At 45.5% G+C, this 26742-nt stretch carries 8 protein-coding genes; all 8 read right to left on the bottom strand.

The annotated features are described in order from the left end of the window. Position 1: 1 nt before the first annotated feature. The 8 genes from AC5FX4_RS02730 to AC5FX4_RS02695 all read right to left on the bottom strand — a co-directional run bounded on the left by AC5FX4_RS02730 (position 2) and on the right by AC5FX4_RS02695 (position 26128). Complete coding sequence (locus AC5FX4_RS02730) at positions 2–12937, bottom strand: amino acid adenylation domain-containing protein (protein ID WP_493604985.1); 12936 nt, start codon at positions 12935–12937, stop codon at positions 2–4. Beyond that, positions 12924–13901, bottom strand: a complete 978-nt coding sequence (locus AC5FX4_RS02725) for a TauD/TfdA family dioxygenase (protein WP_493604984.1) — start codon at positions 13899–13901, stop codon at positions 12924–12926. The genes AC5FX4_RS02730 and AC5FX4_RS02725 overlap by 14 nt, the downstream gene beginning before the upstream one ends. Before the next feature lie 6 nt (positions 13902–13907). Beyond that, positions 13908–20231, bottom strand: coding sequence for an amino acid adenylation domain-containing protein (locus tag AC5FX4_RS02720; RefSeq protein WP_493604983.1), 6324 nt, complete (start codon positions 20229–20231; stop codon positions 13908–13910). Between the two features lie 34 nt (positions 20232–20265). Further along, positions 20266–22641 carry a penicillin acylase family protein gene (locus tag AC5FX4_RS02715; protein ID WP_493604982.1) on the bottom strand — a complete coding sequence of 792 codons (2376 nt, stop codon included), beginning with the start codon at positions 22639–22641 and terminating at the stop codon, positions 20266–20268. 4 nt (positions 22642–22645) lie between these two features. Further along, a complete protein-coding gene (locus tag AC5FX4_RS02710) occupies positions 22646–23446 on the bottom strand; it encodes a thioesterase II family protein (protein ID WP_493604981.1) in 801 nt (266 codons plus the stop codon). A 227-nt stretch (positions 23447–23673) separates the two neighbouring features. Next, positions 23674–24360 (bottom strand): helix-turn-helix transcriptional regulator, encoded by a 687-nt coding sequence (locus AC5FX4_RS02705; RefSeq protein ID WP_493604980.1) that lies wholly within the window; start codon positions 24358–24360, stop codon positions 23674–23676. Positions 24361–25378: 1018 nt separating this feature from the next. Further along, the gene (locus AC5FX4_RS02700; protein WP_493604979.1) at positions 25379–25933 is read right to left on the bottom strand and encodes a hypothetical protein; all 555 of its coding nucleotides are present in this window, start codon (positions 25931–25933) and stop codon (positions 25379–25381) included. 48 nt (positions 25934–25981) lie between these two features. Continuing rightward, complete coding sequence (locus tag AC5FX4_RS02695; protein ID WP_493604978.1) at positions 25982–26128, bottom strand: hypothetical protein; 147 nt, start codon at positions 26126–26128, stop codon at positions 25982–25984. Positions 26129–26742: the final 614 nt, after the last annotated feature.

The following is a 26742-nucleotide window of genomic DNA, read 5'->3' as shown; positions in this document are numbered from 1 at the left end:
TTTAGGCTCTTTTCTTTCTTTTTTGTGCGAGCTTGTTTGTTCGTTTTGGCGTTTGACGAGCTTGGTTGTGTTCCGCTTGCTCTGCATCACTTTGTTGGTTCATTTGCAGGTCAATAAAGCTCGCCATTTCCCTCACGGTTGAATGCTCAAAGAAAGAAACAACATTGAAGCTTGTGTTCATCTTTGCGTTGATCTTGCTGGCAACTTGAATCAAATGAACGGAACTTCCCCCTAATTCGAAGAAGTTGGTTTCAACACCGACTTCTGTGTGGGAGAGCACTTGCGCCCAAATATCCGCCACAATTTGCTCTGTAGGCGTACTTGCTGGCACCAGCGCTCGTTGGCTTTGCCAATTTGGCTCTGGTAATTGCTTTCTATCTACCTTGCCATTGGCGCTCAGTGGCAATTGCTCCAGTACTAAGAACTTGCTCGGTATCATGTAATTTGGCAGCTTGGTTGCCAGATACCCGCGTACCGCTTGCTCATTGATATGCGAAATTTGTAATTCGCTCTCGAGCACCAAGTAAGCCACGAGCTGCTTCACTTGGTTTGGATCTTCTTGCACTGTGACAATGACATCACTGACATGCTCATGGGCCCCCAATACGGCCTCTATTTCACCCAACTCAATACGGAAACCACGTATTTTCACTTGATGATCTATGCGGCCAATGAACTCGATGTTGCCATCTGCCATATACCGACCCATGTCGCCGGTTTTATAGAGTTTCTCCTGTAGTTCAGGGTGATAAATGTAGCTTGCAGCACTACGCTGTTCGTCGTTGTAGTAACAACGTGCCACACCCACACCACCAATGTGTAATTCTCCCATCACGCCCACAGGGCATGGTTCCAAGTCTTTGCTCAGTATGAAGAATTTCTGGTTTGTCATTGGCTTACCATATGGCACGCTCTTGCGCTCACTGGTATCTGCAATGATTGGATACGAAATTGACCAAATAGACCCTTCCGTTGCGCCGCCTAAGCTAAATACTTTGGCATTGGCGAATGTCTGCCATAGTCGGTTTGGCAACGTCGGCGGGATCCAGTCACCACTCATCATCACAACACGTAATTGAGTTGAACCCGATAAGTTGCGCTGCTCATATTCGCTCACCAGTAGTTCGGCCGAGGCTGGGACCGTATCCCAAATGGTCACGCCATGCTGTTCAACCATGTCACGCCAGTGGCTTGGATCTTTTTGATGTAGTTGATGCGGGAATACCACCGTGCCGCCCACAGCCAACAAGCCAAATAGGTCATAAACCGATAAGTCAAAACTCAGTGCGGAAATAGCCAGCACACTATCTTGCTCTGTCACTTGATAGGTGTTATTCACATCCACCAAGGTGTTAACCACTGAACGATGCTCAATCGCTACGCCTTTAGGCTTACCCGTCGAACCAGAGGTAAAGATGACATAGGCTAAATCGGTGACTTGCTGAGCATATTCAAACGCGGTGCTGTGCTGCACCACATCCATCGTTTCATCAACAGGCTGCATTGCACTTAGCTGAGGCACCACCGCATTTAAGTCATCTTGAGGCTGCTCACCCACAATCACCATAACGGCATTAGCGTGTTCAAGTATTTGGTCACAACGCTGTGCAGGCCAAGTTACATCCAGTGGCAAGTAAGCACATCCAGACATCATAATGGCGAGTGTTGCTACCAGCTGCCAACGCCCTTTTGGTAAACGCACCGCAATTAAGCTTTCAACAGGGAACTGTTGCTGCGCAATGTGCGTTTGTAACGCCACCGCCGCTTGGTAAAGCGCTTGATATGTCATGCTGCCATGTTCATCGAAAAGCGCCGTGGCACTCGGTGTTTTTGCAACCTGCTCGATAAACAATTGGTGCATCAACTTGTCATCAGGGAATGGACGCGCGGTATCATTCCAGTCATACAGCATTTCACTTCGCTGCGCTTGTGGCAGTAAGTTTAATCCCTCAATGGTTTTTTCCGGTGCCGTTAAAATATGTTCTAACAAGCACATGAAACCATCTGCCATACGCTCAATGGTCTGTTCAAAGAACAGATCGATGTTGTAGTCCCATGACAAGGCGAGTTGTTCGTTCACTTCCACCGCATTCAGCAGTAAGTCAAATTTAGAGACAATCTCTTCACGCTCAGCAGGCACAAAGTCGATACCCGGTAAACTCAGCGTTTCTTGTCCTTGGTTTTGCAACACAAACATGATCTGGAACAGTGGTAAGTGACTGGCACTACGCTCAGGTTTTAGCTCTTCCACAAGCAACTCAAATGGACAGTCTTGGTGCTTAAATGCATTGAGCACCATGTCTTTTGTCGCCGCCAAGAAATCAATGAATTTCGGGTTGTCTTGCAGGTTATTGCGCAATGTTAAGGTATTAAGGAAGAACCCTATCATCGGCTCTAAAGCCTGCTCCGTGCGGCCCGCAACTGGCGTGCCAATCACGATATCTTGTTCATTACTCCAACGTGATAGCAGCACCGCTAACGTGGCTTGTAGGGTCATAAACAAGGTCACACCATGGCGCTCAGAGAACGCTTTTAGGTTCGCTAACGCGTCTGCATTTAAGTGGCGCTCAATGATCGCCCCCTGATAGCTTTGGCGAGCAGGGCGTGTTTTATCTAGCGGCAAACTGTGTACTTGAGGTAAGCCACGTAGCTGCTCAACCCAATACGCTTTGTCACTGTCTAGTTTCGCCTTTGATGCCGCTGATTGCTGCCAGTGCGTATAGTCTCTATAAGAAACTGGCAATGCTGGAAGCTGCGCGGTACGTGATTGAACATGCGCATCGTAAAGCTCTGTCAGCTCTCGAATGAGCACGCTAATCGACCAGCCATCCGATGCAATATGATGCATGTTGAACGTCATCACATGGTGTTGCTCATTGAGCTTGATAAGGCCCGCTCGGAGCATTAAATCACGGGTCAGATTGAATGGTTTAAGTGCATCTTCTCTGACCAACTGTCGTACTTTTTGTTGTGCATCCACCTCATCCATTTGCGTCAGATCGGTGACCGACAGCGGTACATAAGACACTTCATTCACGTGCTGATAAGCACCTTCATCATCTATGGCAATCACAGTGCGTAATGATGCATGACGAGTGACGATCACTTGCAGTGCATGCTGCAATGCCTCTATGTCTAGCTGACCATGCAGATGGAACACGGAAGGTATGTTGTAATGCACACTGCCTTCATCCATCTGTTCAATCAGCCACATACGCTGTTGGGCATATGACAGAGGAACGCGTAGATCATCCGCAACAGGCATGATGCCTTGCTCGTTAAACGCTTGCAGTTGCGGCGCTAATTGTTTGATTGTTGGGTATTCAAACAGTGTCTGAAGTGCAAAACGTTTTTGCATACGCTCTTTGACGGCACTGTTCATACGAATTGCCAAGAGTGAATGCCCACCGAGAGTGAAGAAGTTGTCTTCACAACTGATAGCTTCACGTTTTAACAGCTCACACCAAATCGCTTGTAGCTGTGCTTCATCAGGCGTTTGCGCTGCAACGTAGCGCACAGAGGCATCTGTTTTAGCATCAGGCAATGCGCGGTAATCTGTTTTACCATTAGCCGTCACAGGGAGCGCATCTAAGTAAATAAATTGCGCAGGGATCATGTAATCAGCCAGTGTTTCGCGCAGTGTTTTAACCAGCGCATCATCACTCAATAGTTCAGACTGTGCAGGGACCACATAGGCCACTAAGCGTTGATCTTTAGCCACCACTGCGGCACGTGATACCTCAGCCATTGCTGTCAGTGCGACTTCAATTTCACCTAATTCAATGCGATAACCACGTAACTTCACCTGATTATCGATACGGCCAAGGTAAGACAAGTTACCATCTGGACGCCAGCGCACGAGATCCCCCGTTCTATAAACAGGCGCTGCACAACCATCTGAGGCTTCAATTTCCACAAACTGTTGATGCGTTAATTCCGGTTTATTTAAGTAACCCTGGCTAACCCCAGCCCCCTCAATACAACATTCTCCGGCCATACCTGGCGGTACAATATTCTGTTGTTCATCCACGATGTGAATACGAGTGTTGCTCAGCGGTCGACCAATATGGCTGTCCCACTGCTCAGTGATCACCGCACAGGTTGCATCAATAGTGGCTTCGGTCGGACCATACGCATTAATTGCAAAATGCCCACCTTGACGCATGTGCGTACCAATTCTTTGCCATAGTTGCGCGCTAACCGCTTCACCACCCACGATTAATGACGGTAACTGTTGCTCTGTTAAATCCGCTTCATTGAGTAACAGCTCGGCAAACGCTGGGGTACAATCAAAAATGTCGATCTGCTGTGTTTTCAAGAACGCGGCGAATTGGCTCGGCTCCATACGCGTTGCTTCATCCAGCAATACCACGCTGGCACCCAGTCCTAATTGGGTCACTGCCTGTAGTGAAGCATCGAACATCAACGGTGCATTCCAACCCCATCGATATTCCCCTGTCAGACCTTGTGCTTGCAGTAGCTCATGCAAGCTGTATGTCAGGCTAGCCAAGTTACCATGGCTCACTTTCACCCCTTTTGGCTGGCCAGTTGTCCCTGAGGTATAAAGCACATAAGCAAGCTGCGTCGCCAGTGGGAACTCACACTCAGGTAATTCACTGCCTGCCAACCAATCCGCTTCGCTGGCCGCACCGTCAAGCATGATGATATCTAAGCCTAACGCGTCGAATTGGTCGACTTCAGAGCCCACAGCAAGAATGGTTTCAATGCCACTGTCTTCGCAAATGTAAGCAAGACGTTTTACGGGGGCTTTATGATCAAGTGGTACAAATACGGCACCCAAACGCATAGTGGCGACAATCGCAATCAGCATTTCAGCACAGCGGCTACTCGAGATACCAACACACTCTCCTGCTTCAATGCCCGACTCGCTGAGCAATGCAGCTAAGCGATTAGCCCGCGCCATCAACTGTGCAAAGCTCAGTTGCTGCTGTTGATATTCAATGGCTAATGCTTCTGGCTTTTGCTCGGCATAACGCGCGATCTGTTCAACCACACTGACAGGTGCATTAGAATCATGGATTGGCGCTGCATTTTGCAGTGCATCAAGCTGTTGTTTTTGTACTTCATTGACCATGTTCAGCGCGCCAACTGGCTGCTGGGGCGTGGCTAACACCGCATCAATTAATGTCATATAGCTTTGCGCCATGGCATCAATGGTTTCACTGTCAAATAAGTCGCTGTTATAAACCCAGTGCAGGGCTATCTCACCGTGTTTCTCGGTGGCACTGAGCATGATGTCAAACTTAGCGCGAGTGGTTTCAAGCTCGATTGGCATCATGTCTAAACCAGGCCAATCCAATTCCTCTGACGACATGTTCTGTAGCACAAACCACAGCTGAAATATCGGTAAATGACTGGTGCTTCTTGGCGGATTTAAGGCTTCTACCAAGCTATCAAATGGCAGTTCTTGATGTGCAAAGTCAGATAAAATTTCCGCTTTGGTTTGCGCAAAATACTGCTCAAAACTCTGAGTAAAATTAACGTTGTTACGAATGGCGATGGTGTTAACAAAACAGCCTACCAGATCGGCAATACTGCTATTGGTACGTCCAGCAACCGGCGAACCAATCACCACATCCGTTGTTCGGCTCCAGCGCGCGACCGTCATGGCATAGATTGATTGCAGTAACATAAACAAGGTCGCATCGCGATCCTGCGCAAACGTATTGAGGCGCGCCGTCGTCTCTTTATCAAGCGTTAACCACAACTGTTGCGCGTTGGTAGTCATTCGAGCCGGTCTTGGGTGATCCAGTGGAATGTCATGCACAACCGGAATGCCCGCCAATCTATCAAGCCAGTATTGTTTGCGTTGCGCCACAAACTCGCCTTGATAGTTTTGAGTTTGCCAAAGCGCATAGTCGCTAAATTGGATAGGTAACGCATCAAGGTTGGCATGCTTACCATCGACATAGCTGCAATATAACGCGTTGAGTTCCTTGACGATGATACCAATCGACCAACCATCACACGCGATGTGGTGAATATTGATCAAGACGTGATGCAATGCGTCACTTTCTTTGACCAGAGTGACGCGCAACATCGGTGCTTGTGATAGATCAAATGGTTGTTGTGCTGCATCGCCCAATAGCGTTTGAATTTGCGTATCGCGTAGCTGCTCTGGTAATTCACTGATATCGTGATGTGCAATGGCAAATTCCGTTTGAGGGCTTACAAACTGCCATGTTTGGCCGTCGCTCTCTTGGTAAGCGGTGCGCAATATCTCATGTCTTGCAATAAGCTGTTCAAAGGCATGCTGTAACGCGTCAACATTCAAGTCACCGCGTAATGTAAAGGCAACAGGCATGTTGTACTGCGCACTGCCGCCTTCAACATTGTCGATAAACCACAGACGATGTTGTTCAAAAGACAATGGCGCTTTTTCACCAACGTTACCCGCAACAATCGCTGGTAACTTGACTGCATCACCTTCTTCTTCAATCCATTTCGCAAGTGAAGCAAGCTTTGAGTGGGTAAACACCACCTTAATAGGTAACGTAATCGATAATTGCGCTTCGACTTCACCCACTAATCTGGTTGCCAATAAAGAATGCCCACCAAGTCTAAAGAAGTCGCTATGACGACTGACTTGCGACGCGCCCAATAAGTTTTGGAAAATCGCCGCTAAGGTTGTTTCCACTTGGCCTTGTGGCGCGACAAACTCATCGCCAGTGTTTTGACTAAAATCTGGGCTAGGTAAAGCTGCCCTATCCAATTTACCGTTGTCATTGAGCGGTAATGAGTCGAGTAGAACAAACTCACTTGGGACCATGTAATCAGGTAAAACATCTTGCAATGCGACCTTTACCACTGAGCTATCAAGCGCTTTTTCGACTTGTTCTGCGGTAAAATAAGCCACCAAACGTTTAGTGCCAACTGAGTCTACCATCACATTAACACAGCTATCTTTTACGCCTTCAACCTGTGCCAGTGCTAATTCGATTTCACCCACTTCAATTCTAAAGCCGCGTACTTTCACCTGATGGTCACGACGACCTATGTAATCAAGCACCCCTTCCGAACGCCAACGCACTAAGTCACCAGTTTTATATAAAACAGGTTCATCTATTTGTGGCAAAGTCACAAAACTACTTGCCGTTTGCTCTGGCTGACCCACATATTCGAGCGCAACGCCTTGCCCTGCGACATAAAGCTCACCCACGGCACCTTGCGGTAACAAGTCACCTTGTTGAGATACAACATAACATTGTGTACCCGCAATCGTTGGCCCAATCGGAATAGCACGTTCGGCCTGCTCTTGCACGTCATACACGGCAGTAAATGTGGTGTTTTCCGTTGGCCCGTAACCATTCAATAAGTGCTGTGGTTTGCCATGCGCGATGACTTTATTCACGCTTTGCACATTCAGTGCTTCACCACCCACAACCACATATTTCATGCCAGCAAACGCATCTGGTTTGGTGTTTGCCAATTGATTAAACAATGACGTGGTTAAGAACATGGTGGTAATTTGATGTTCAGCGATTGCTTGACTCAGGTGTGTTGCGCTGAGCAAGGTGTCTTTGTCTACAAAGTGCAAACGTGCACCGTTGGCAAGCGCGCCCCACACCTCTAATGTCGTGGCGTCAAAAGATGGGTTTGCCGCTTGTGCGACACAATCTTCTGCATCAAAACGAATGAAGCTGGCATCAACAACAAGTCGTACTATGCCGCTGTGTGGAACCAGTACCCCCTTAGGTCGACCCGTTGAGCCTGACGTAAAGTTGATGTATGCCCCCGTGTTGGCGGTCAATTTTAAACTCAGGTTGTCTGCAGACAATGCCACTAAAAGCGATTGGGTTTCAGCCGAGTCCATACAAACAGCATGTGCTGGCAAGGCACTGACTGATGAGGCATTTTTCGCATCGCATAACACCATTGTTACCTGAGTATCAGCAATCATGCCAACCAAACGTTCAACCGGATAACTCAAATCAAGTGGTACATAGCTTGCACCCACTTTCAATATGGCCAACATGGCCACAACCATCGGTGCACCTTGCTCGCAACCTATGCCAACAAAGTCGCCTTGGCCAGTCCCCTGCTGCTGGAGTAAACGTGCTAATTGGTTCGCTCTGTTATTAAGCGCTTCATAGCTCATGCTGATTTGAGCATCTGTGAGTGCCACTTGCTGCGGCGTCGCTTGTGCTGCTGACTCAACATATTGGTGAATACAAGCAAATGGATGTTGTTGTGGCGCATATGCATTGAACTGTGCCAACTGCGTGACTTCTTCATGACGTAAAGCCATCAACTCACGAATTTCACCATCACCTTGTTTTGCCAGCTCGTTGATAAAATATTTTAAACGCGTACAGAAGCTGCGTATCGTACCTGCACTGAACAAAGCAGCGTCATATTGCAACGTCAGCCTCATTTGCTCACCAAATTGTCTTGCATTTAACAGCAGATCAAACTTGGATTTAGCATCATCCGCCTCAATTGGTGTCAGCGTTTGACCCGCTAGTTGTAAATTCGGTAGCGCGTAGTTACTCATGCTGAACATGATTTGACATAGTGGTGCGTATGCTTGGCTGCGCTCTGGGTTAAGCTGCTCAACCAGATAATCAAACGGCATGTTTTGATGTGCCAACGCATCTAAATGCGTTTGTTTTACTCTGGCTAAAAGGGCACTGAATTTTTCACCTTGCTGATGTTTAACACGCAATACAAGGGTATTGATAAAGAAGCCAATTAGCGATTCCAAGCGGGTATCTTCGCGATTCGCAACAGGCATACCGATCACGATGTCTTGCTCATTCGCATACTCACTGATCATCACTGAATAACAGGCATGCAATAAGGTGGACAAGGTACATTGTTGCTCAAGCGCGATGCTTTGAAGCTTGTTAAGTAGCTCGGCACTTAATGTAAAGCTCTCTTTAGCCCCTTCAAAAGCAGGTTCATTTGGACGCGCATAATCAAGTGGAAAACTATGCACCGCAGGCAATTGAGATAGCTGAGCGTGCCAATATTCAAGATCCGCTGCACCGACTGCTGACGCCATATACTGTTTTTGCCATGCGGCATAGTCACTGTATTGAATCGCAAGCTCAGCAAGCGTGGCACTTGATTGCTCAGTATATGCCTCGTAAAAGTGAGTAAACTCCTGCATTAAGTTAGTCATAGACCAACCGTCACTGGCAATATGGTGGACATTGATCAGTAACACACTGCGCGTGTCACACACACTGATATAGCCCACTTTGATCAGCAGATCTGAACTTAAATCAAAGCGATGTTGGTGTTGTGCTTTAATCAGTTCATTGAGCGCCGACTCTGAGTCTGATTGCATTGTTAAATCATGCAGCGCAATTTCAACCTTAGGCGTGACTTGCAATTGTGTGCTTGGCTGGCCATTAACATTGGTAAAGTTCGTTCTCAACGCCTGATGACGCATAACAATGTTTTCTACCGCATATTGAATCGCAGCAACATCAAGCTGGCCAGCCACATTTAATGCGACCGGCATGTTGTAGTGGCTACTTCCCCCTTCAAATTGGTCGATAAACCATAAACGCTGCTGTGCATATGAAAGCGGAGCCTGTTCGGATTGAGTCAGCGCAGGCATGCGTAACGCTTGCTTGTCATCTCCTTGCGCATGGTCAATCACAGTGGCGAGTTCACTCAGTACTGGCGTATCGAAAATATCGCGAATGTGTAAATCAACAGCGAATGCCTGACGCACTCGAGCAAGTAACCGCGTGGTTAATAATGAATGGCCTCCCAACTCAAAGAAGTGCGCGTTCGCGCTGATTTTGTCTCGTCCCAATAGCTCTTGGTAAAGCGCCTGTAAGGTTGTTTCAGTATCCGTGCTTGGCTCGATAAACTGATAGCTTGCACTATCAGAAGGCATGGGTAATGCACCGCGATCTAGCTTACCGTTGGCGGTTAAAGGTAGCTGCTCTAGTTCGATAATGTGATCGGGTATCATGTGAGCAGGGAGTTGCTCTTTTAGGTAGTTTTTAAGGTGCTGTGTCGTGACATCAGCCACAACGTACGCAACCAGCATCGCCTGTGAGTCAACATCTCTAACCAGTACACACGCTTGTGTAACCGCTTCACAGGTCAACAAAGTATGCTCAATTTCACCCACTTCAATGCGATAGCCTCGCACTTTTATTTGATCATCTGCACGGCCAAGGTAACTGATATTGCCCTCTAAATCTTGCACAACTAAATCGCCTGTGCGGTAGCCCATAAAGGTCTGCTGCTCAAGCGTTAGTTCAACAAACCGCCCTGCGTTCGCTGATGGGTCTAAATAACCATCGGTCACTGAGTCACCAATAATCACTAATTCCCCTTTAACACCACAAGGTACAGGCAAATCGCCCTGCATCACTAAGCCCAATAAGTTGTCAAAAGGTTTACCTATGGGCACCGAACGCTGTGATTCTTGACCAGATACTTCATGCGTTAAACAACCAATGGTGGCTTCCGTTGGGCCATAATGGTTAATGACTCTGCACGGCTTATCTTGCTCAGCACGAAGTGCCAAAATGCTATCTCTGAGCGCGATAGAGAAGTTCTCACCACCGAGTAATAAGTATGCTTTTGGTAACACCTTGGCATTGGGCGCACTGTCTAACAGCGCGGCATAATGGCTAGGCGTAAACTTAGCAACATCAATGTGATGTGTTGCAAAGTAGTCGGCAACGGCAGCCCCATCAATGACCATGTCTTTGTTTAGTACATGCAGCGTTCCCTGACCAAGCAACGCACCAAATAGCATGGTATTGCCTAAATCAGTGGCCAATGTCGCGGTTTGTGCATAGTGCAAACCGGCTGCAAATGGATAACGTAAAGTCAGTTGATCAAGGTAGTTAAGTAAGTTCTTATGACTCACCGGCACCCCTTTGGGCAATCCTGTCGACCCAGAGGTAAAAATAACGTACACAGCATCTTGTGCATTGGCGTCTACGGTTGTTAATTCAACATCTTGATAGTCTTCAAGCCAATCAGCTTGCTCTGCGCCACTTAAGCTCACCATTTCCACATCAGTCAATGGAAAATCATTACTGGCCGCTGTAGACACTAGGGCAAATTCAAGCTGACTCTGGCTGGCAATGTGAGCCAATCTCGCGGCAGGGAAAGTCGGATCCATTGGCACATACGCGCCACCCACTTTGATAATCGCCAGTAAAGCAATCGTTGCTTCAACTGAGCGCTCTGCACACACGCCAACAAAATCGCCCACCTCAATACCTTGCTCTTGCAAAAAGGCTGCTAGGCGATGACTTTGTCGATCAAGCTCGGCATAACTTAGCTGAACGCTTCCTTCGACGATCGCGATGCGTTCAGGCGTTGCCTCTACACACGCGGCAAAACGCGCACATATCGACTCGCGCTCATCTTGTGTGCGTGTGGTCTGTGGAACGAAGACGGTTACTTCGTCCATCTGCAACTGCCATACAGGCACGTCTGATTGCGCTTTGATTTGCGCGACTAAGGTTTGAAATTGCTTGGCAAAGGCCGCTATTTTTTCACCTAAGAAGAGATCGGTGTTGTATTCCCACACCAATTCACAGTGCTCGTCACTGACATTCACTTCAAACTTCAAATCATATCGAGCTTGCTGCTGCTCAATACGCTCCAGCTCGACAGCTTGGCCGTTAAATAACATCTCATTTTGACGATTTTGGTGAACAGAGAACCAGAGCTGAAATAGCGGATTAATGGCTTTAGAGCGTTGCACGTTTAAACGCTCTACCAGCATATCGAATGGCACATCCTGATGCGCGAATGCATGATTCAACTGCGCTTTATTCGCTTGCAGCAAGGTGTCAAAATCCGCTTCTGGCGCAATACTGTTTCTCAGTACAAGCGTATTGGAAAAGAATCCTGTCATTGCTTGTGTGTTGTGGTGACTGCGGTTTGCCGCTGGCGTCCCCATGACCACATCAGGTTGATTGCTGACACGCGCAACCCAAATCGCATATAAGGTTTGCATTACCACATAAACAGTGGTGCCCGCTTGCAATGCTTTTGCTTTAATCCAATCACTGAGTTGTTTATCCAACTCTGTGCTGAAGCGCTCACCATTAAATCGTTGCTCTGCAGGTCGCGCTTTATCCAATGGAATTTCGTGTACACCCGGTGCACCTTGCAGTGCAGTCTGCCAAAAAGCCAACTTCTGCTCTAACAACGGGCCTTGTAAGGTATTTTGCTCCCATACGGCATAATCAATATATTGCAGCGCTAATGGCGACAAGTTCAGCGCCACATCATTAGCAAGGCTGTGATAGATTTCGCCAAAATCACGCACCAGGATCGTTTGCGACCACGCATCAGACACAATGTGGTGCACAACCAATACCAAGCAGTGATCATCATTGGCCAATTTAATCAGTGCCGCACGCAGCATCAGATCGCTATCAAGCAAAAATGGCTGTTGTGCCACTTCCTGCTTAACCTGATGTAACGCAGCTTGTTGGGCTTCGCCTGTTAAGTGACTAAGATCGTCATATCGCAGTGGAAACTGTGCGACAGATTGCAGTTTTTGCCATGGCTCACCATCCGTTTGGCCAAATACCGTGCGCAAACTCGCATGGCGCTGAACCAACTCGGTTAGCGCATTTTTGACTATCTCTACTTGCAACTCACCGCCCACGCGTAACGCGCAGGCACCGTTGTAAGCAGAGTTTTGTTCAGCCAATTGCTCAACGAACCATAGGCGTCTTTGGTTATACGACAAAGGTAATGGCTGTTGGCGTTGTGCTTCGCTTAACGGCTGAATGTCTTCATCTAGTGCTTCGGATTGCTTTAAATATGCAACTAATTGTGCTTTATTTTCTTTAAGTTCAGTGATCAGCGATTCTGTCAGTGCCGATTTATCACCCGACACTTTCAAGTTATCACCGTTCAACGACAGATTAATGCCGAGCGTATTTAACTCGCGTAATAGATCAAGCACACTCATTTTGCTCACCTCTTTGCGCTTGTGCGCTCAATGAGTTTGCTTCAACCATCGACACTAAAATGCGACGATTACCTGCATACGGCTCACGACCATGGCAATACAGCATGTTGTCAATGATCATCATGTCGCCACGCTGCCAGGTGAATTTTACTTTTTCAGCCAAAAAGGCTTCACGAATAATCTCTAGATATTCTTCTTCAATGGGCTCGCCATCGCCGTAAAATGAGTGACGAGGTAAGTCCTCAATGGCAAATGTTTCAAGCAATGCTTTGCGGTTGTCTTCTTTATGGTTAGAGACGTGGAATAAGTGTGCTTGGTTAAACCACACCTTTTCGCCCGTGATCGGATGTGCTTGCACTGCAGGGCAGATCTGACGGGTTCTCATTCTGTCGTCATCTAACCATTCAAATTGAATGTCATTGGCGAGACAATACGCTTGTGCTTCTTCTTTTGTTTCAACTTGAAATACTTCACGCCAAGGTAAACCCACCGCATCATAGTTACGAAGGTACATCACACCTTTTTGCTCAAATTTTTCGCGAATATGCGCAGGTATGCGCTGATAGATTTTACGGCTATCAGCAATTGGCGTTTCACCTTGCTCACTCGGCGCTACTAAGCATAAAAATGCCAGCTTCATCGGCCACTCATGTGAATACGCATTCTCGTTGTGCAGTGGAATTGACTCCTCTGGCGGATACTCTGTCGAGGTATACACGTTACCCTTTAGCTCTTTTCTTGGTGTTGAGCGGTTGGTATAAGTCAGTAGTTCTTCGTTGAACATATGTGTCACAATTTTGCCAAACTGGGCGCTACTGATGATGTTTAAACCTCTAAGTAAAATTGCGCCATGTGTTTCAATTTGTCGTCTAATGGCATCTTGATGTTGCTCAATCCAAGCATTTAAGCTCAAGCCATTCAGTTCTACTGGGTATTCAATATTCGTTAGTTGCGTGTTCATCATTGTGTCCTAAATTTCAAATTCTATTTTTTCTTCATTGTTATTAATTGCCTGATTTTCTTTCTCTGCGTCTTCTAAATGCAGAGCCAAATCAGTAATCGTGGGGTTATCCATCAAGGCGCGCAGTGGCACCTTAACCCCTGTTAATATCTTGATTTCATTACTTAAACGGGTTGCCACAAGTGAGTTTCCACCAGCTTCAAAAAAGCCTTTATCAATGGAAATTGCCTCTTTGTGGAGTAAGTCACACCACACATCGTGGATCAGCTGCTGTTGCGGCGTTTGGGCTGGTATCAGGCGCTCTGATGTATCGCCTTGCGCTAATTCTTTAAGCGCTTTCATATTGAGTTTGCCATTCGCTAACAAAGGCATTTTTTCAACTAAGGTGATGGCACTTGGCACCATGTGCGCTGGTAACACCTCGCTCATTTGTTGACGAATTTGCTGTACGCTTAAAACTCGTTGTTCAGCGGATGCGGCAATGACGCAATAAAGCTGCTCTTGCCCGGCTTCACCTTGGATAAAGGTGGCCACGCTATCGGCTTGACTGATTTGCTTAGCGACTTCGCTGATCTCTTGGGTTTCGACACGAAATCCTCTGATTTTGACCTGATCATCACCACGGCCAGCAAACTCCAGCAAACCAGACGCATTGATGCGCACTCGGTCACCACTGCGATAACCGCGCACCGGCAGACCTTGTTCATCAGTCAAAGTGATAAAGCGTTCCGCGCTAAGCTGTGGCTGATTTAAATAGCCTTGCGCGACCGCTGGGCCACAAATGACAAGCTCACCCCATGCGCCTTTCGCCACACTGTGTAATTGCTCATTCACAATACACACGCCAGTGCCGGGGAGTGGCAGCCCTAATGGCATGATGCTGTTCGAATCAACGTCTGTAACTTCATAGGTGACACAGCCGATACACGTTTCAGTTGGACCATAGTGGTTAATGAGTCGTACATCAGGGTGCTGCGCTTTGATTGACGATACGGTTGAAACGGGTAACTTTTCGCCACCAAAAATCAGTGTGTGCTTCACCATAGGTTGATGTGTTGCACTGCTTAATGCATTGAAATGGCTCGGAGTTAACTTGGCCACATCAATACCATGCTCAGCAAAGTAATCACTGACATAGTCGCTGCTTAGCACCGCTTGTTCATCAAGCAAATGCATCGTGCCCGTGTTCGCTAAGCTCAAAAATAACGAGGTATTCCCCAAGTCAGTTGCAATGGACGACAGCACGGCATAATTCAGACTGGGCTCAAACTGATACTGCGCCATCATCCCATTGAGATAATGTGCCAAGTTCGCATGAGTGATCACTACGCCTTTAGGTTGCCCTGTGGTGCCCGAGGTATAAATCACATAGACCGGATCGTCCGCAGCGATTGGCGCGGCATCCGTTATCGGATCAATGTCTGACAGCCAATCCGCTTGCTCTACCGATTCAATTAAACAGCTATCAACCGCACAATTATCGAAATCATTTAAGTGCTGGCTGTTGGTTAAAATAAGCGCAGGGTTGGCATCATTAATGACAAATTCAATACGCTCTGTTGGCAGTGCGAGATCCAAAGGTAAGTAAGCTGCACCCAGTTTAATGGTCGCAAGCATACTGACGATAGCTTCGAGGCTACGTTCAAATTTGAGTGCAACATAATCGCCCGCTTCAACGCCCATTTCCATCATCAAACCAGCCAGTCTATCGACTCGTTCACTCAGCGCCTGATACGTTAACGAGCGTTCGCCATCCACCAATGCCAGTTGTGAAGGTGCTATCGCTAAGCCGGTCAAATACGCTTCACAGATGTTGCTTAAGTGAGCAGGCTGAGGCAATGCTTGAGCTGGGAGCTGCGATGTTTCCTGTGCACTCAACAACGATAGTTCAGCCAATGCTGATTGCGGATGAGACAATGCTTGTCGCATCACAGCAGCCATCATTTTTGCAAATGACTGTATGGTTTGTTCGTTAAAGAGTGAGCGATTATATTGCCATTCAAAATGCAGCTCGTTGTCTGACTCACTCACCGCCAACATCAGGTCAAACTTCACCAAACGCGTGATGGCATCATCTTGGCTAATTTTCGTGCCTAACAAGTTGAAGTTACTACCCGGTGTTGCTTGTGTATTTAGCACAAACCACAGTTGAAATAGCGGATGAGCGCCTTGAATTCTTTGCGGATTAAGCTGAGACATAAGACGCTCAAATGGCAAAGACTGATGGGCAATATTATTAAGCCAGTGCTGATGCGCCTGGGTTACATGCTCAGCAAATGATTGGCTCACATCAAATTGACTTCTCACCACCAGCGTATTGGTAAAACAACCCAATAAATCGTGGCTTTCCTTTTGCTCTCGCCCTGCGATGGGTGTGCCCATCAGGATATCTTTGTCACCACTGAATAAACTCATGGTGTATGCATATGCTTGTTGCAAGACACTAAACATGGTGATTTTTTGAGTCTGTGCGAACTGCTTAATTTGGGCGGTTAGCTCAGCGTCAAATGCTGCTCGGACGATTTGCCCTTCTGGCTGCCACTGTTTTGGTCTTGCATAATCAAGCGGCAATTGATGGCACTCAGGTGCCTCTAGAAGGTATGACTGCCAATAATCCTGCGCAGCGCTAAAGTCACCGTTTTCAATGCATGCTTGTTGCCAGTCGGCAAAGTTTGCATATTGCAATGCAAGTGGGGTAACCGAGGGGAGCGTTTGGTTACTAAAGCTCTCATATGCATGCGCAAGCTCTGTAAAGAATAGATTGAGTGACCAACCATCCACAGCAATGTGATGTAGCGTAATGCAGCAGTAGTGGTGCTCATTGGCCAGTTTAACTAATTGTACGCGCACCATCAGGTCGTTGGATAAGTCAAACGGTCGGCTTATTTCAGAATCGAACAGCTCTTGGCATAATTGACTTTGTACAGTCTCAGGCATCTCGATAAAGTCATGATATGTCACAATATTGCCAAATTGTTCTTGGCAATATTGGGTAGCGCCATTGACCGTCGAGGCGTACTTTGTGCGTAAGATATGATGGCGCTCAAGTAAATACTGTAACGCCAGCTCCAATGCCTGTGTATTCAGTGCCCCTTTAATATGGAATGCCCCAGGAATGTTATATTTAGCATTCGCACCATTCACTTCCTGATCTTGCCAAATCTGCTGCTGCGCCAACGACAAAGTACCTGTCGGTTGCTGGCCACAATAACGTTCTAAGCCTGAGCTTTGCTCGCCATGATGCGCGGAGATCGCATTAGCAAGAGACTCGATTGTATGATGCTTAAAGATAAAATCTAACGACAGCTCTTGCTTTAATTCGCGACTCACTTGCGCAATTAATTGCATTGCGACTAATGAGTGACCGCCAAGTTCAAAAAAGCTGTCTTGCACAGAGATCGGACCGCTAAATAGCGTTGACCAAATATCATGTAAGGTTTGTTCTAATTGGTTTCGAGGCGCCACAAACGCCTTTTCTTGATTGCGACCGACAAGTTTTAAAATCGCCTTTCTATCGAGTTTGCCATTGGCAGTGACAGGCATCGCATCAAGTACCACAATACGGTTGGGTACCATGAAGTGAGGAAGTTTGCTGCTTAAGAACGCTTTTAGCTGTGCTTCTAGCTCGTCTGTAGAAGCATCCTTCGCAAGTCGCACAACTGCGATGATCTGTTTATCTTCACTGCATACCACGCCACACTCGGCAACATCGCTATGCTCATTCAATGCCGCGGCTATCTCTGATAGCTCGATGCGAAAGCCTCTGATTTTAACCTGTTGGTCTTTGCGGCCCATGTAGGATAGCGTGCCATCCATATTCCAAAATGCCATATCACCCGTGCGATAGACTCGCTGGGTTTCGCCAGCAACGACCACCTCTACAAACTTGCTGTTTGTTGCGGCCTCATCGTTCAAGTATCCCAATGCCAGCCCAGCTCCGGCGACACACAACTCCCCCACACAACCCAATGGCAAGAGTTGTTGCGCATCATCCAAAACAAAACAACGAGAATGCGCAATAGGCTTACCAATAGGCACTCTTGTTTTGAATTCATCGGGTTTGTAAACACTGTGGCAGGTACTAAAAGTGGTGTTTTCAGTAGGACCATAGCCATTAATAAAACGGACTTGCGGTGCCATTAAAAGCAGTTTACGTACCGAGTCAGGCGAAACAACATCCCCCCCCGCTAAAACTTGCGTTAGGCAGTTCGGCACTTGGTTGATACTTTGTACCCACTGATCGAACAATGCAGAGGTCAGCCACATGCTATTAACTTGGTGTGATTCGATGCTGTCGTTCAGATGAGCGAAAGATAGGTCCACCTGAGGGTATAAGACTAACTTACCACCGTTCAGTAATGGCCCCCAAACCTCCAGTGTCGCCACATCGAATGACACATTCGATAACTGCAACATACATAATGAAGGGCCTAATTCCATGTAATCGGTATCAAGCACTAGGCGTGTCACCCCTTGATGTGGGATCATGACTCCCTTAGGTTTACCGGTCGAGCCTGAGGTAAACATTAAATAGGCAAGTTCACTACGCGTACTTAATTCAAGTGCAGATGTGGGTTGTTGCGCAACCAGCTGACACCACTGCTCAGCCTTGATATCAAGTGCTTTGGCGGCTTTAGCTGATGCCATTAAGTTAAGATTGTCAGTTAAGACGAGAGGACACTCACTCACTTCAAGCATTTGCTGCTGACGCTCTATTGGGTAACCCTGATCGATAGGCATATAGGCTTTACCAGCCTTTAAAATACCCAAAACCACCGCGATCATGTCGATAGAGCGCCGGCAAGAGATACCGATGATCTGAGCGTCTGGCGCCTGACTATAAATAGCATGTGCGATTTGGTTCGCTTTACTGTTTAATTGTTCATAAGTCAGGCGTTGCTCACTTTGCTCAATGGCCACAACATCTTTAAATTGTTCGGCTATCGCTTCAAATTGCGCTTCAATACGCACACTTTGAAACTCACAACGACCTGACCAGTCAAGCAATTGTGCTTGCTCAGCTGGTGCCACAATTTGTAACTCAGATAAGGGCAGATCTGGCTTATCAACGAGCTGGCGCAACATAAACAACATACGTTCTAAAAATAACGCGCCTTCTTGCTTGTCAAAGTAGGCGTTATTGGTATCCGTTTGCAGTTGGGCATCCTGATGCTCACCATATTCACAGATAGTAAAAGTAAAAGGCACGCGTTCACTATTTGAAGTCAAAAAGTGTGACTCTGTTGAACATGCGTCATTACCGACTACATAGTCCAACAGCTGATAGTTAAATTGAATATCAAACAGCTGCGACGGGATCGCTTTATCACTTTGCTCGATGGCTTTATGTAGTGGAAAGCGCAAGTGTCTGGCACTTTTGGCCATTGTGCTTTTGATATTTTGAATTAGACCAGACAGCGTATCGCACGGCGCTTTTTCAAAACGCATTGGACTGACGCTCACGTAGGAACCAACAATTTGTTTGTCTGCAGAAGAGCGATTGTGAGACGGCATGCCAAACGACAACACGTCCTCATGAGTGATACGGCTAAAATAGCTGTATAACAAGGCTAAAAATAAATGGTGAACTTGTCCGCCATGCGCCTTCGCGAGCGCTTGCCATTGACTATATTGCTGCTGTGTCACACATCGCGTCTCGCGATGACTGCACTGCGCAACCTGTTGACATAAAGCGGGTTCTTTGGCTTCAAATACAGAACTCGGTAATTGCTGTAGTTCCTCAAGCCAAAATGCCAACGACTTCTGATATTGCTTGGTATTCACATAATCAGCACGGGCAGCGACATTTTCAACAAAAGAATGTATTTGCGGCTCAGGCTCTGCGCCTTCAATCCCCGCCATACGCATATATTGATTGATCAGGTTTTTGATCCACAGGCTATAACCCCAACCATCCATTGTTAGGTGGTGCGACACGGTATAAAACCAATAGCAGTTAGCTGATAGTTTCACTAAGCCCGCGCGCTGCGGTGGCTCAACCTTCAAATCAAAAGGCTTGGCATAGGTTTCATTAATTAGCAGCAATGCATCTTCATGCGGCGTGGCATGTGTGGTGAAATCATGTAATTTCAGCTCTGGTCCCGTATCAACTAAATATTGATAAGGTGCGCCCTCGCAACTATCGAATCGCAAGAAAAACGCATCATGACGAGCTGCAGCAATATCAAATGCTTGCTTAAACAAAGCCATATCAACATTTGATGTTAGCGCTACGTAGCCACCAATATTGTAGATTGGTGACTCTGGATGCTTCTGTTGATCCAGAAAAATATCCAGCTGAGATAGACTAAGTGCGTGGTGTTTACTATCCATAACTATTCTCTTTAAGTAAGACTATCTATTCTTATTATTGTTGTTTTGGCTCAAGCGTTAGCTTGTACTTACTTTCACCTGGAAGCATTGGTGTGGCTTCACCTGCTAGCCATTGTTGGTGACCAACCCCGTAGTAAGGCGTAAAAGGGTTACCTGCTTGCCCAACAGGCAGTGTTAAGATGGCATTTTGTTCTTCCCCAGGTGATACAACCATGCGCATCGATGCTCCAAAGTTACCAAGTTGAGCAACAACGACGTTTTGATCGCCACTGACGCTTTGTGCATCAAAGTTCAACAGCCAGCCAAGAGGCAGTACACGAGTGATTGGGTGCTCTAATTTCAAGGTGTTTATCTGGCCCCATTTAGCGGCAGATACATCTCCGTCATAGCGTTGAGCGTAGAATTGGTAAGTTTTATTCACGAACGCATCAGTGAGGAATGACTCCCAGCTTTCAAAGCCTTGCGGAATAAAATTGGTCGGTTTTTGTGTAATGGTTTGCCATACCGGTGCTTCCCACTGGTTAGTCAGTTGCCACCATTTAAGTTCTGGATTTTGCGCCAACACATCTGCAGCCAGCGTTAACATCACCCCTTCGGCAACTTCGTCTCTGAACTTACGCAAGACACGATAAACAGCAGAGTTTTTGTCTGCATGGCCTTGCCACTGAGACAATAAAGCTTGAATTGATGCTCGTTGCTCTTGGTCGTCTAGCTTAGCTGCAATATCACTTGCAAGTGCGTGCCAACGATCCATCAGCAGTGCGCGATTATCCAGCTGCATCGCATGCATGCTCACTTCATCAAACTTGTCTGACTCTTCAAGTAGCTGCTTGATCCGCAAAGCGCGAACACCAAGCGCATAATTAGCACTTTCCCCAAGCAGCTTGGCATCGTCGCCACCGACTACACGGTTATTCGCAGTCCAAATTGCACTGCTTTGCTCAGAATTAATTTGCGGATAACCTTGTGATTCAAGCCAGCCATTCCAGCCCGCATTTTGATCGTCCGATGACTGAGGTAGCGACCCGTTAAAGCCATCTCTCTTTGGAATACGACCCATCAAGGTCCAATTTAAGTTGCCTTTTGTGTCTGCAAAAATAATGTTTAAGTGTGTGATCCCAGACTCTTGAGCTAAACGTGTTGCAGACTCAATGTCATCTTGCAACGCAATAGACCAAGCAGTTAAGTTGTTGCCTTGAGGATAATGTGCAACCCAATCTAACGCGTACAATTGACCACCTTGCTCAATCACAGGGCCCCATTGCGTTTCCCTAACACTTAAACTAACCGGATCACCGCCTCTTACCGAGATTGTTTCATCAAACTCACGTAATGGGCGTACTCCTATGGCACTTTGGTAATGGTTTTCGTCAACCATCTTAAGCTCAACTAAATCGCTCCAATCGCCCATTGAGTTAGTGAGTCCCCAAGCAATATGGGTGTTACTACCAGCAGCAACAACCGGTAACCCCGGCACAGTCACACCTGCCACCATTCTTTGTTGATTTGCGTAAGGGAATGTCATAGCAGCGGCAAACCAAGTGTTAGGAATAGACATTGGCAAATGCATGTCATTAGCTAATACGGCTTTTTGGCTGTCTTTAAACTGGTTTGAAATTGCCCAGCTATTGGAGCCTGGTGTTGAGCCACCATAACTATTCGCTTCTTCTTGCTCGCTTTGCTCAGTGTTTACCTGAGCTGTATTTTTGATGTGTGGCTGAGCAAAGTTGAACTGAGCTTGGTAGTTTTCTGTACCATCGACAGGGCTATCCCAAGATGAGTTTTTTGCTTGCAAGAATTGTGTAAAACTATCGCCATAGACTTGTGCCATTCGTCCGGCAACAAAATCTGGATGTGGTTCTTTTGGCATTTGTAGCAGGCTGTACATTGCCATATTGACGAGTATTGAATCCTCTTCTAACCATGGCTTAGGTTCTGTCAGTAACAAGTTATATTCATACGGATTTGCTGTTAGCTCAGTCAATCCTGCATTCACACCTCGTGTATAACTGGCCAACAGTGCTTTTTGATCATTAGGCAACAGCGCTAACGCTTGTTGCGCACGCGCTCTAAAACGGTGCTTTCGCAGTGCCACATCTTCTTTAACTGTTGCACCACCAAACAGCTCAGAAAGTTCACCTGCGGCCGTTCTGCGATACACATCCATCTGGAAAAAACGTTCTTGGGCGTGTAAAAAACCCAAAGTAAATACGGCATCATCCATGCTGCTCGCATCAATCTTTACAAAGCCACGCTCATCCCTATCAATGTTTACTGTATCTTGCACGTCATTTAGCTTGATATCGCCAGTGACGACGGGCGTACCAAGCCAAACCACGGCATAGACATAAGCGATTAGCAAACCGATCAGGCCTGTGAGTGCAAGTAGCACTTTTTTTAATATATTCATGTTTCTAACCTTCATATAAATTGACCAGATCCGGTCTTTGGTTAATTCCATTGACATCCGTTACCGGTAGCAGCTCACTACGAGCGATAACCGAGCTAACAATGTCCAAAACTTGTGGTTGATGTGAGTCCACAAAGAAATGGCCCGCATCAAATGGATACAACTCGTGGCGAGTAAAATAACGCGCCCAGCTCTTGATTCTGTCTAACTCAATGTCATCTTCAGTGCCGTATAAAATGGACACAGGTGAATCAATGACCTCTGAGCCAAGATATTTGTATTGCTCTGAAATTTTGAAATCAGCTCTTAGCAACGGTTCAAGAAAAGCCATTAGCTCTTTGTTGTTCAATATTTCTTTTGGCGTGCCCGCCATCTCTTCAATTTCTTTCAAAAATTCAGATTGGGGTAAGGCATGAATTGGCTTTTTGAAACATCCTTGCTCTGGACTACCCGACCCAGATGCAAAAAAGTGAATTGGCGCTGGTAAATTAGCTGAACTTGCTTTGCGTGCGACCTCAAAACCAATTCGACTACCTAAACTGTGGCCAAAGATAAAGTACGGGCCCTCAAGCAAATTGCTAATATGTGGAAAAAGCGCATCGACAAGCTCTTCCATACAATCGTAAGGCGGCACACCAAAATGCGACCCTCTACCCGGTGCTTGAATAATATTTACTTCTATATTTTTTAAATGATGCGCCCAACCATTAAATATAGAAACGCCACCACCAGCATATGGAAAGCATAATAACTTTGGTTTTCCACTTAATTTACCAGATGGATTGACAACCCATTTACCTGACATTTTTATAATCCCCGAAGCTAGTTTTAATTTAAGTAATTTCGGATTAAATAATGTCACAAAAAGCAACAAGCAAACACTGTAAGATTTTACATAAAACAAAAATAAAACAATAAAAAACAAACAGATACAAAACATCGCAACTTAATAAAATTAAGCTGTAAAGTTTGTTTTTTTGAACAGTTATTTATTTATAAATATTAAATTGAAGGGGCTGATGTTATATAAACTTATATAACATCATTTAAAATACACTTAACTATCGCTTGCTGACGATTACTACTACCTGTTTTATCAATACAGTTTGACAAATGGAAATTAACTGTTCTTTCTGATATTCCTAATATTTGACTAATTTCCCAAGAAGTCTTTCCTTCCGAAGCCCATAATAGGCAGTCCCTTTCTCTATTTGTGATGTTCAAGTGGTCACGACGACAACGTAAAGCAGCGTGCAATAAATAAGGTGAAAGAATCGTCCAAAACCAATCTATAAGCTCAATGCTTCTGTAGGCCAAGAAATCTTGCGGGATATTGAAAACAAGCGCGCCAACAATACCTGACATGCCTCTGAGCGGTAAAACATACAAATGTTCAATATCGCTTCTCTGTGCCAATAGAGATCCTAGGGGCTTCATACGAAAGCCACTCTTACAATATTTATATATTTCTTCACTATCGAGATACCCCTCAACCTCAGTGCCATATTTTCCATATAGATACTTGTTGTAGGTTGTTGTTGATAAAGGGGCATAATCTATAAAAGCAAGGCATTCATACCCAGAGTTCAATGCGATATCACATAAGATATTGGTAAGCTCAATGCCCTGATCGACACCTTCAAACTTGGCTATTGAATCATTAAGCACTGCACTACTTCTAAATGGGTCATAAAAGTCATTGTCAATTTGGTTTTGCATCATTCACTCCGTGCATCATATGTTGAAAAATTCACACAAAGTAGCTTGTGTTCGAAACCCATTCTGAGCGTATAAAAAGCATCCGTCAAAAAGCTAAAAAATAAAAACAAAACAACAAAAACAACCACTTAACAAAGAATATTATTAAATAAATGATCTGCATATTGATTGATAATGACGAGTATTATTCCGTGAGTTTGTTTAATTTTTCACAAGAGACCCCTTATCTTATGGATAACACTCGCTATTACAGGGTTGGCAGATTTTTTGGGGACATACGAGCCACGTTGACACGGCTAAACGTTTTGCGCTTTTAGCTTACAAAGAGCCTATTATGGCTATTTAAATGAAAAGGCGAGCAATCCAAGCACAGGATGACATTCAGGTTTTGACTGGCGTGCATCAGGATAATAAGCAGACTGGTAAATACAATTGCTCAGGATATTCGCCACCCCAAAGAGTATACGTAATAACTAACAAATAAATGCTTAGCGTTGGATATAACTCGAAACATTCATAGGGGAAGCACATGTAACCTTGGCCTAGTATTCCTTCCTAGCAACCTCATTGTCATGTTTTGAACATTAGCAGCATGATTGAAGCAGGGCTAAAAAACACTTGAGTATATACACTAAACTCTTTAAACGAACACCTTTGTTCATGAAAGCACTATGTGTATTTATACTTATCCGCAATAACACTTAATCATTTTGAGGGATTAAACCTGAGAATAGCTACGTAAAAAACGTCTTACTTCGAACAATTAAATAACGAAATTTATCCTTGCCTACAGAGATGTAGGTACCTTGGCGATAGCAGGACGTGGCAGCGGTACTACCGACAAGGGTTTCTGGCCTCAAAATAGACCTCTTCGTTAAGCTGATTGGTATGAAATATTTGAAAACACAAACTGTAGGTGATAAATTTCAGCGCAGCACTGAGTAGGGTTTCAATGGAAGTGATGTTTAGATAATGTCAGGATTCGAAATCAGAAAAGGTCGTTGCAAAGAGTGAGCACCTATTGAACACTCTTTACACACTCAGGCTTTTGTTGATACATGGCCAGTTTTTGTTGGTTAAGCCCGTAGAGACGATTGTAGTCTTCTGCATCAAATACAGATGAAACCAGTACTTTGTCTACTTTTACAGCATCAACATTAAATTGCCATTGATCTCCCTGAGCCGAGCATACCCATAGCGGTGAATTTGTTTTTAGCTCTTCCTTGTTGAGCGTTTGCGTATAGTACCAACCATACACCAAGTTAGATTTAACCTTGTAAAGCATCTCTCCGGCAGCAATTGGGCTGCCCTTGGACAGCTCACTATTTACATACTCCAAATAACCCGTCGTGCGTGAAACGATTGTCTTCTCGACCAGTTCAGGGGTCTTTATGTAGGTTAATAGTGTCTGTCCCTTAGTCACTTTATCTTCTGGCGATAAATCATATTCATGAAGCACAGTTCCTGATTCTCTAGAATAGTAATATTCACGCACAGGTTCTTGCAGTTTTAAGACTCCAACGTTGGGTTCAAGGCTTAAAGATACTGCAAGTAACGAATAAGTTAGCCCCAATTGAATCTCCTTATAAAGAAAAGTAAGTGGCGCACACTGCTGTGCCGCTTACTCTGGATAACCTGTAAAAGTTTCAGTTTCAGAGTCACCTACACCACCCGCTATTTTTTTAGTTTGTTTAGTATTTAGTGCATGGTCAGTTGATAGTTGTTTCATCTTCTTTGTCTTAAGCTTTAATTTTAGAGTAGATAACATAATGTAATTCCTTTGTTGTTTTGTATTGTTGTTTGAGAACGATTAATACATTAAACAAATTTCTCGTTTTTATGTAATTATCAAACCTTACACATCCTTCCATAAGGTTCTTTTAAACAATTGATTTATATGCTTATTTATTTTCAATATGAAATATTATCTAAACCTTAGTGAGATCAAACCATAGTTTCAGTTCTAGGGATGAACAAAACATACAAAATGGCCCCAAATAACGCCTTAGTTGAAGGGGTCAAGAGGTTTTGTATGAAGAAAAAAGTGATGATGCTTGAATGTAAATTACAAAATAGTTTTATTGGGCCAATGCGCTTATTTGCAGCGAGGTTAGGTAGCTGCAACATGCTCGCGAAATCGTTAAGGGATGCGCTCATGCCTTATAGTACTACTCAAAATTAAGGTTTTGGTGGGATACAATCTACTGTCGATATCACTTTTACCCCATGACCTGACAGTCTAGATAACCTGAACTCGGGATAATGGATATGACAAAGTTAGTTGTGTTAATCCATTACCAGACCAAATCATACAGTGCTGTTATTTTTGTGAAGTTCAAGGCGAGTTCGCGTACGTAATAGCGAGCTATTGCTAGCGAATTC

The sequence above is a fragment of the Pseudoalteromonas sp. ATL1 genome, assembly GCF_058933015.1.
Note: the sequence above shows the minus strand (reverse complement) of the source record. Positions and strands in the feature narration are given on the sequence as shown.

Excerpts from the sequence above, each read along its gene's own strand:
- AC5FX4_RS02730 (WP_493604985.1), bottom strand. The coding sequence starts at position 12,937 with ATGAGTGTGCTTGATCTATTACGCGAGTTAAATACGCTCGGCATTAAT.
- AC5FX4_RS02725 (WP_493604984.1), bottom strand. The coding sequence starts at position 13,901 with ATGATGAACACGCAACTAACGAATATTGAATACCCAGTAGAACTGAAT.
- AC5FX4_RS02720 (WP_493604983.1), bottom strand. The coding sequence starts at position 20,231 with ATGGATAGTAAACACCACGCACTTAGTCTATCTCAGCTGGATATTTTT.
- AC5FX4_RS02715 (WP_493604982.1), bottom strand. The coding sequence starts at position 22,641 with ATGAATATATTAAAAAAAGTGCTACTTGCACTCACAGGCCTGATCGGT.
- AC5FX4_RS02710 (WP_493604981.1), bottom strand. The coding sequence starts at position 23,446 with ATGTCAGGTAAATGGGTTGTCAATCCATCTGGTAAATTAAGTGGAAAA.
- AC5FX4_RS02705 (WP_493604980.1), bottom strand. The coding sequence starts at position 24,360 with ATGCAAAACCAAATTGACAATGACTTTTATGACCCATTTAGAAGTAGT.
- AC5FX4_RS02695 (WP_493604978.1), bottom strand. The coding sequence starts at position 26,128 with ATGTTATCTACTCTAAAATTAAAGCTTAAGACAAAGAAGATGAAACAA.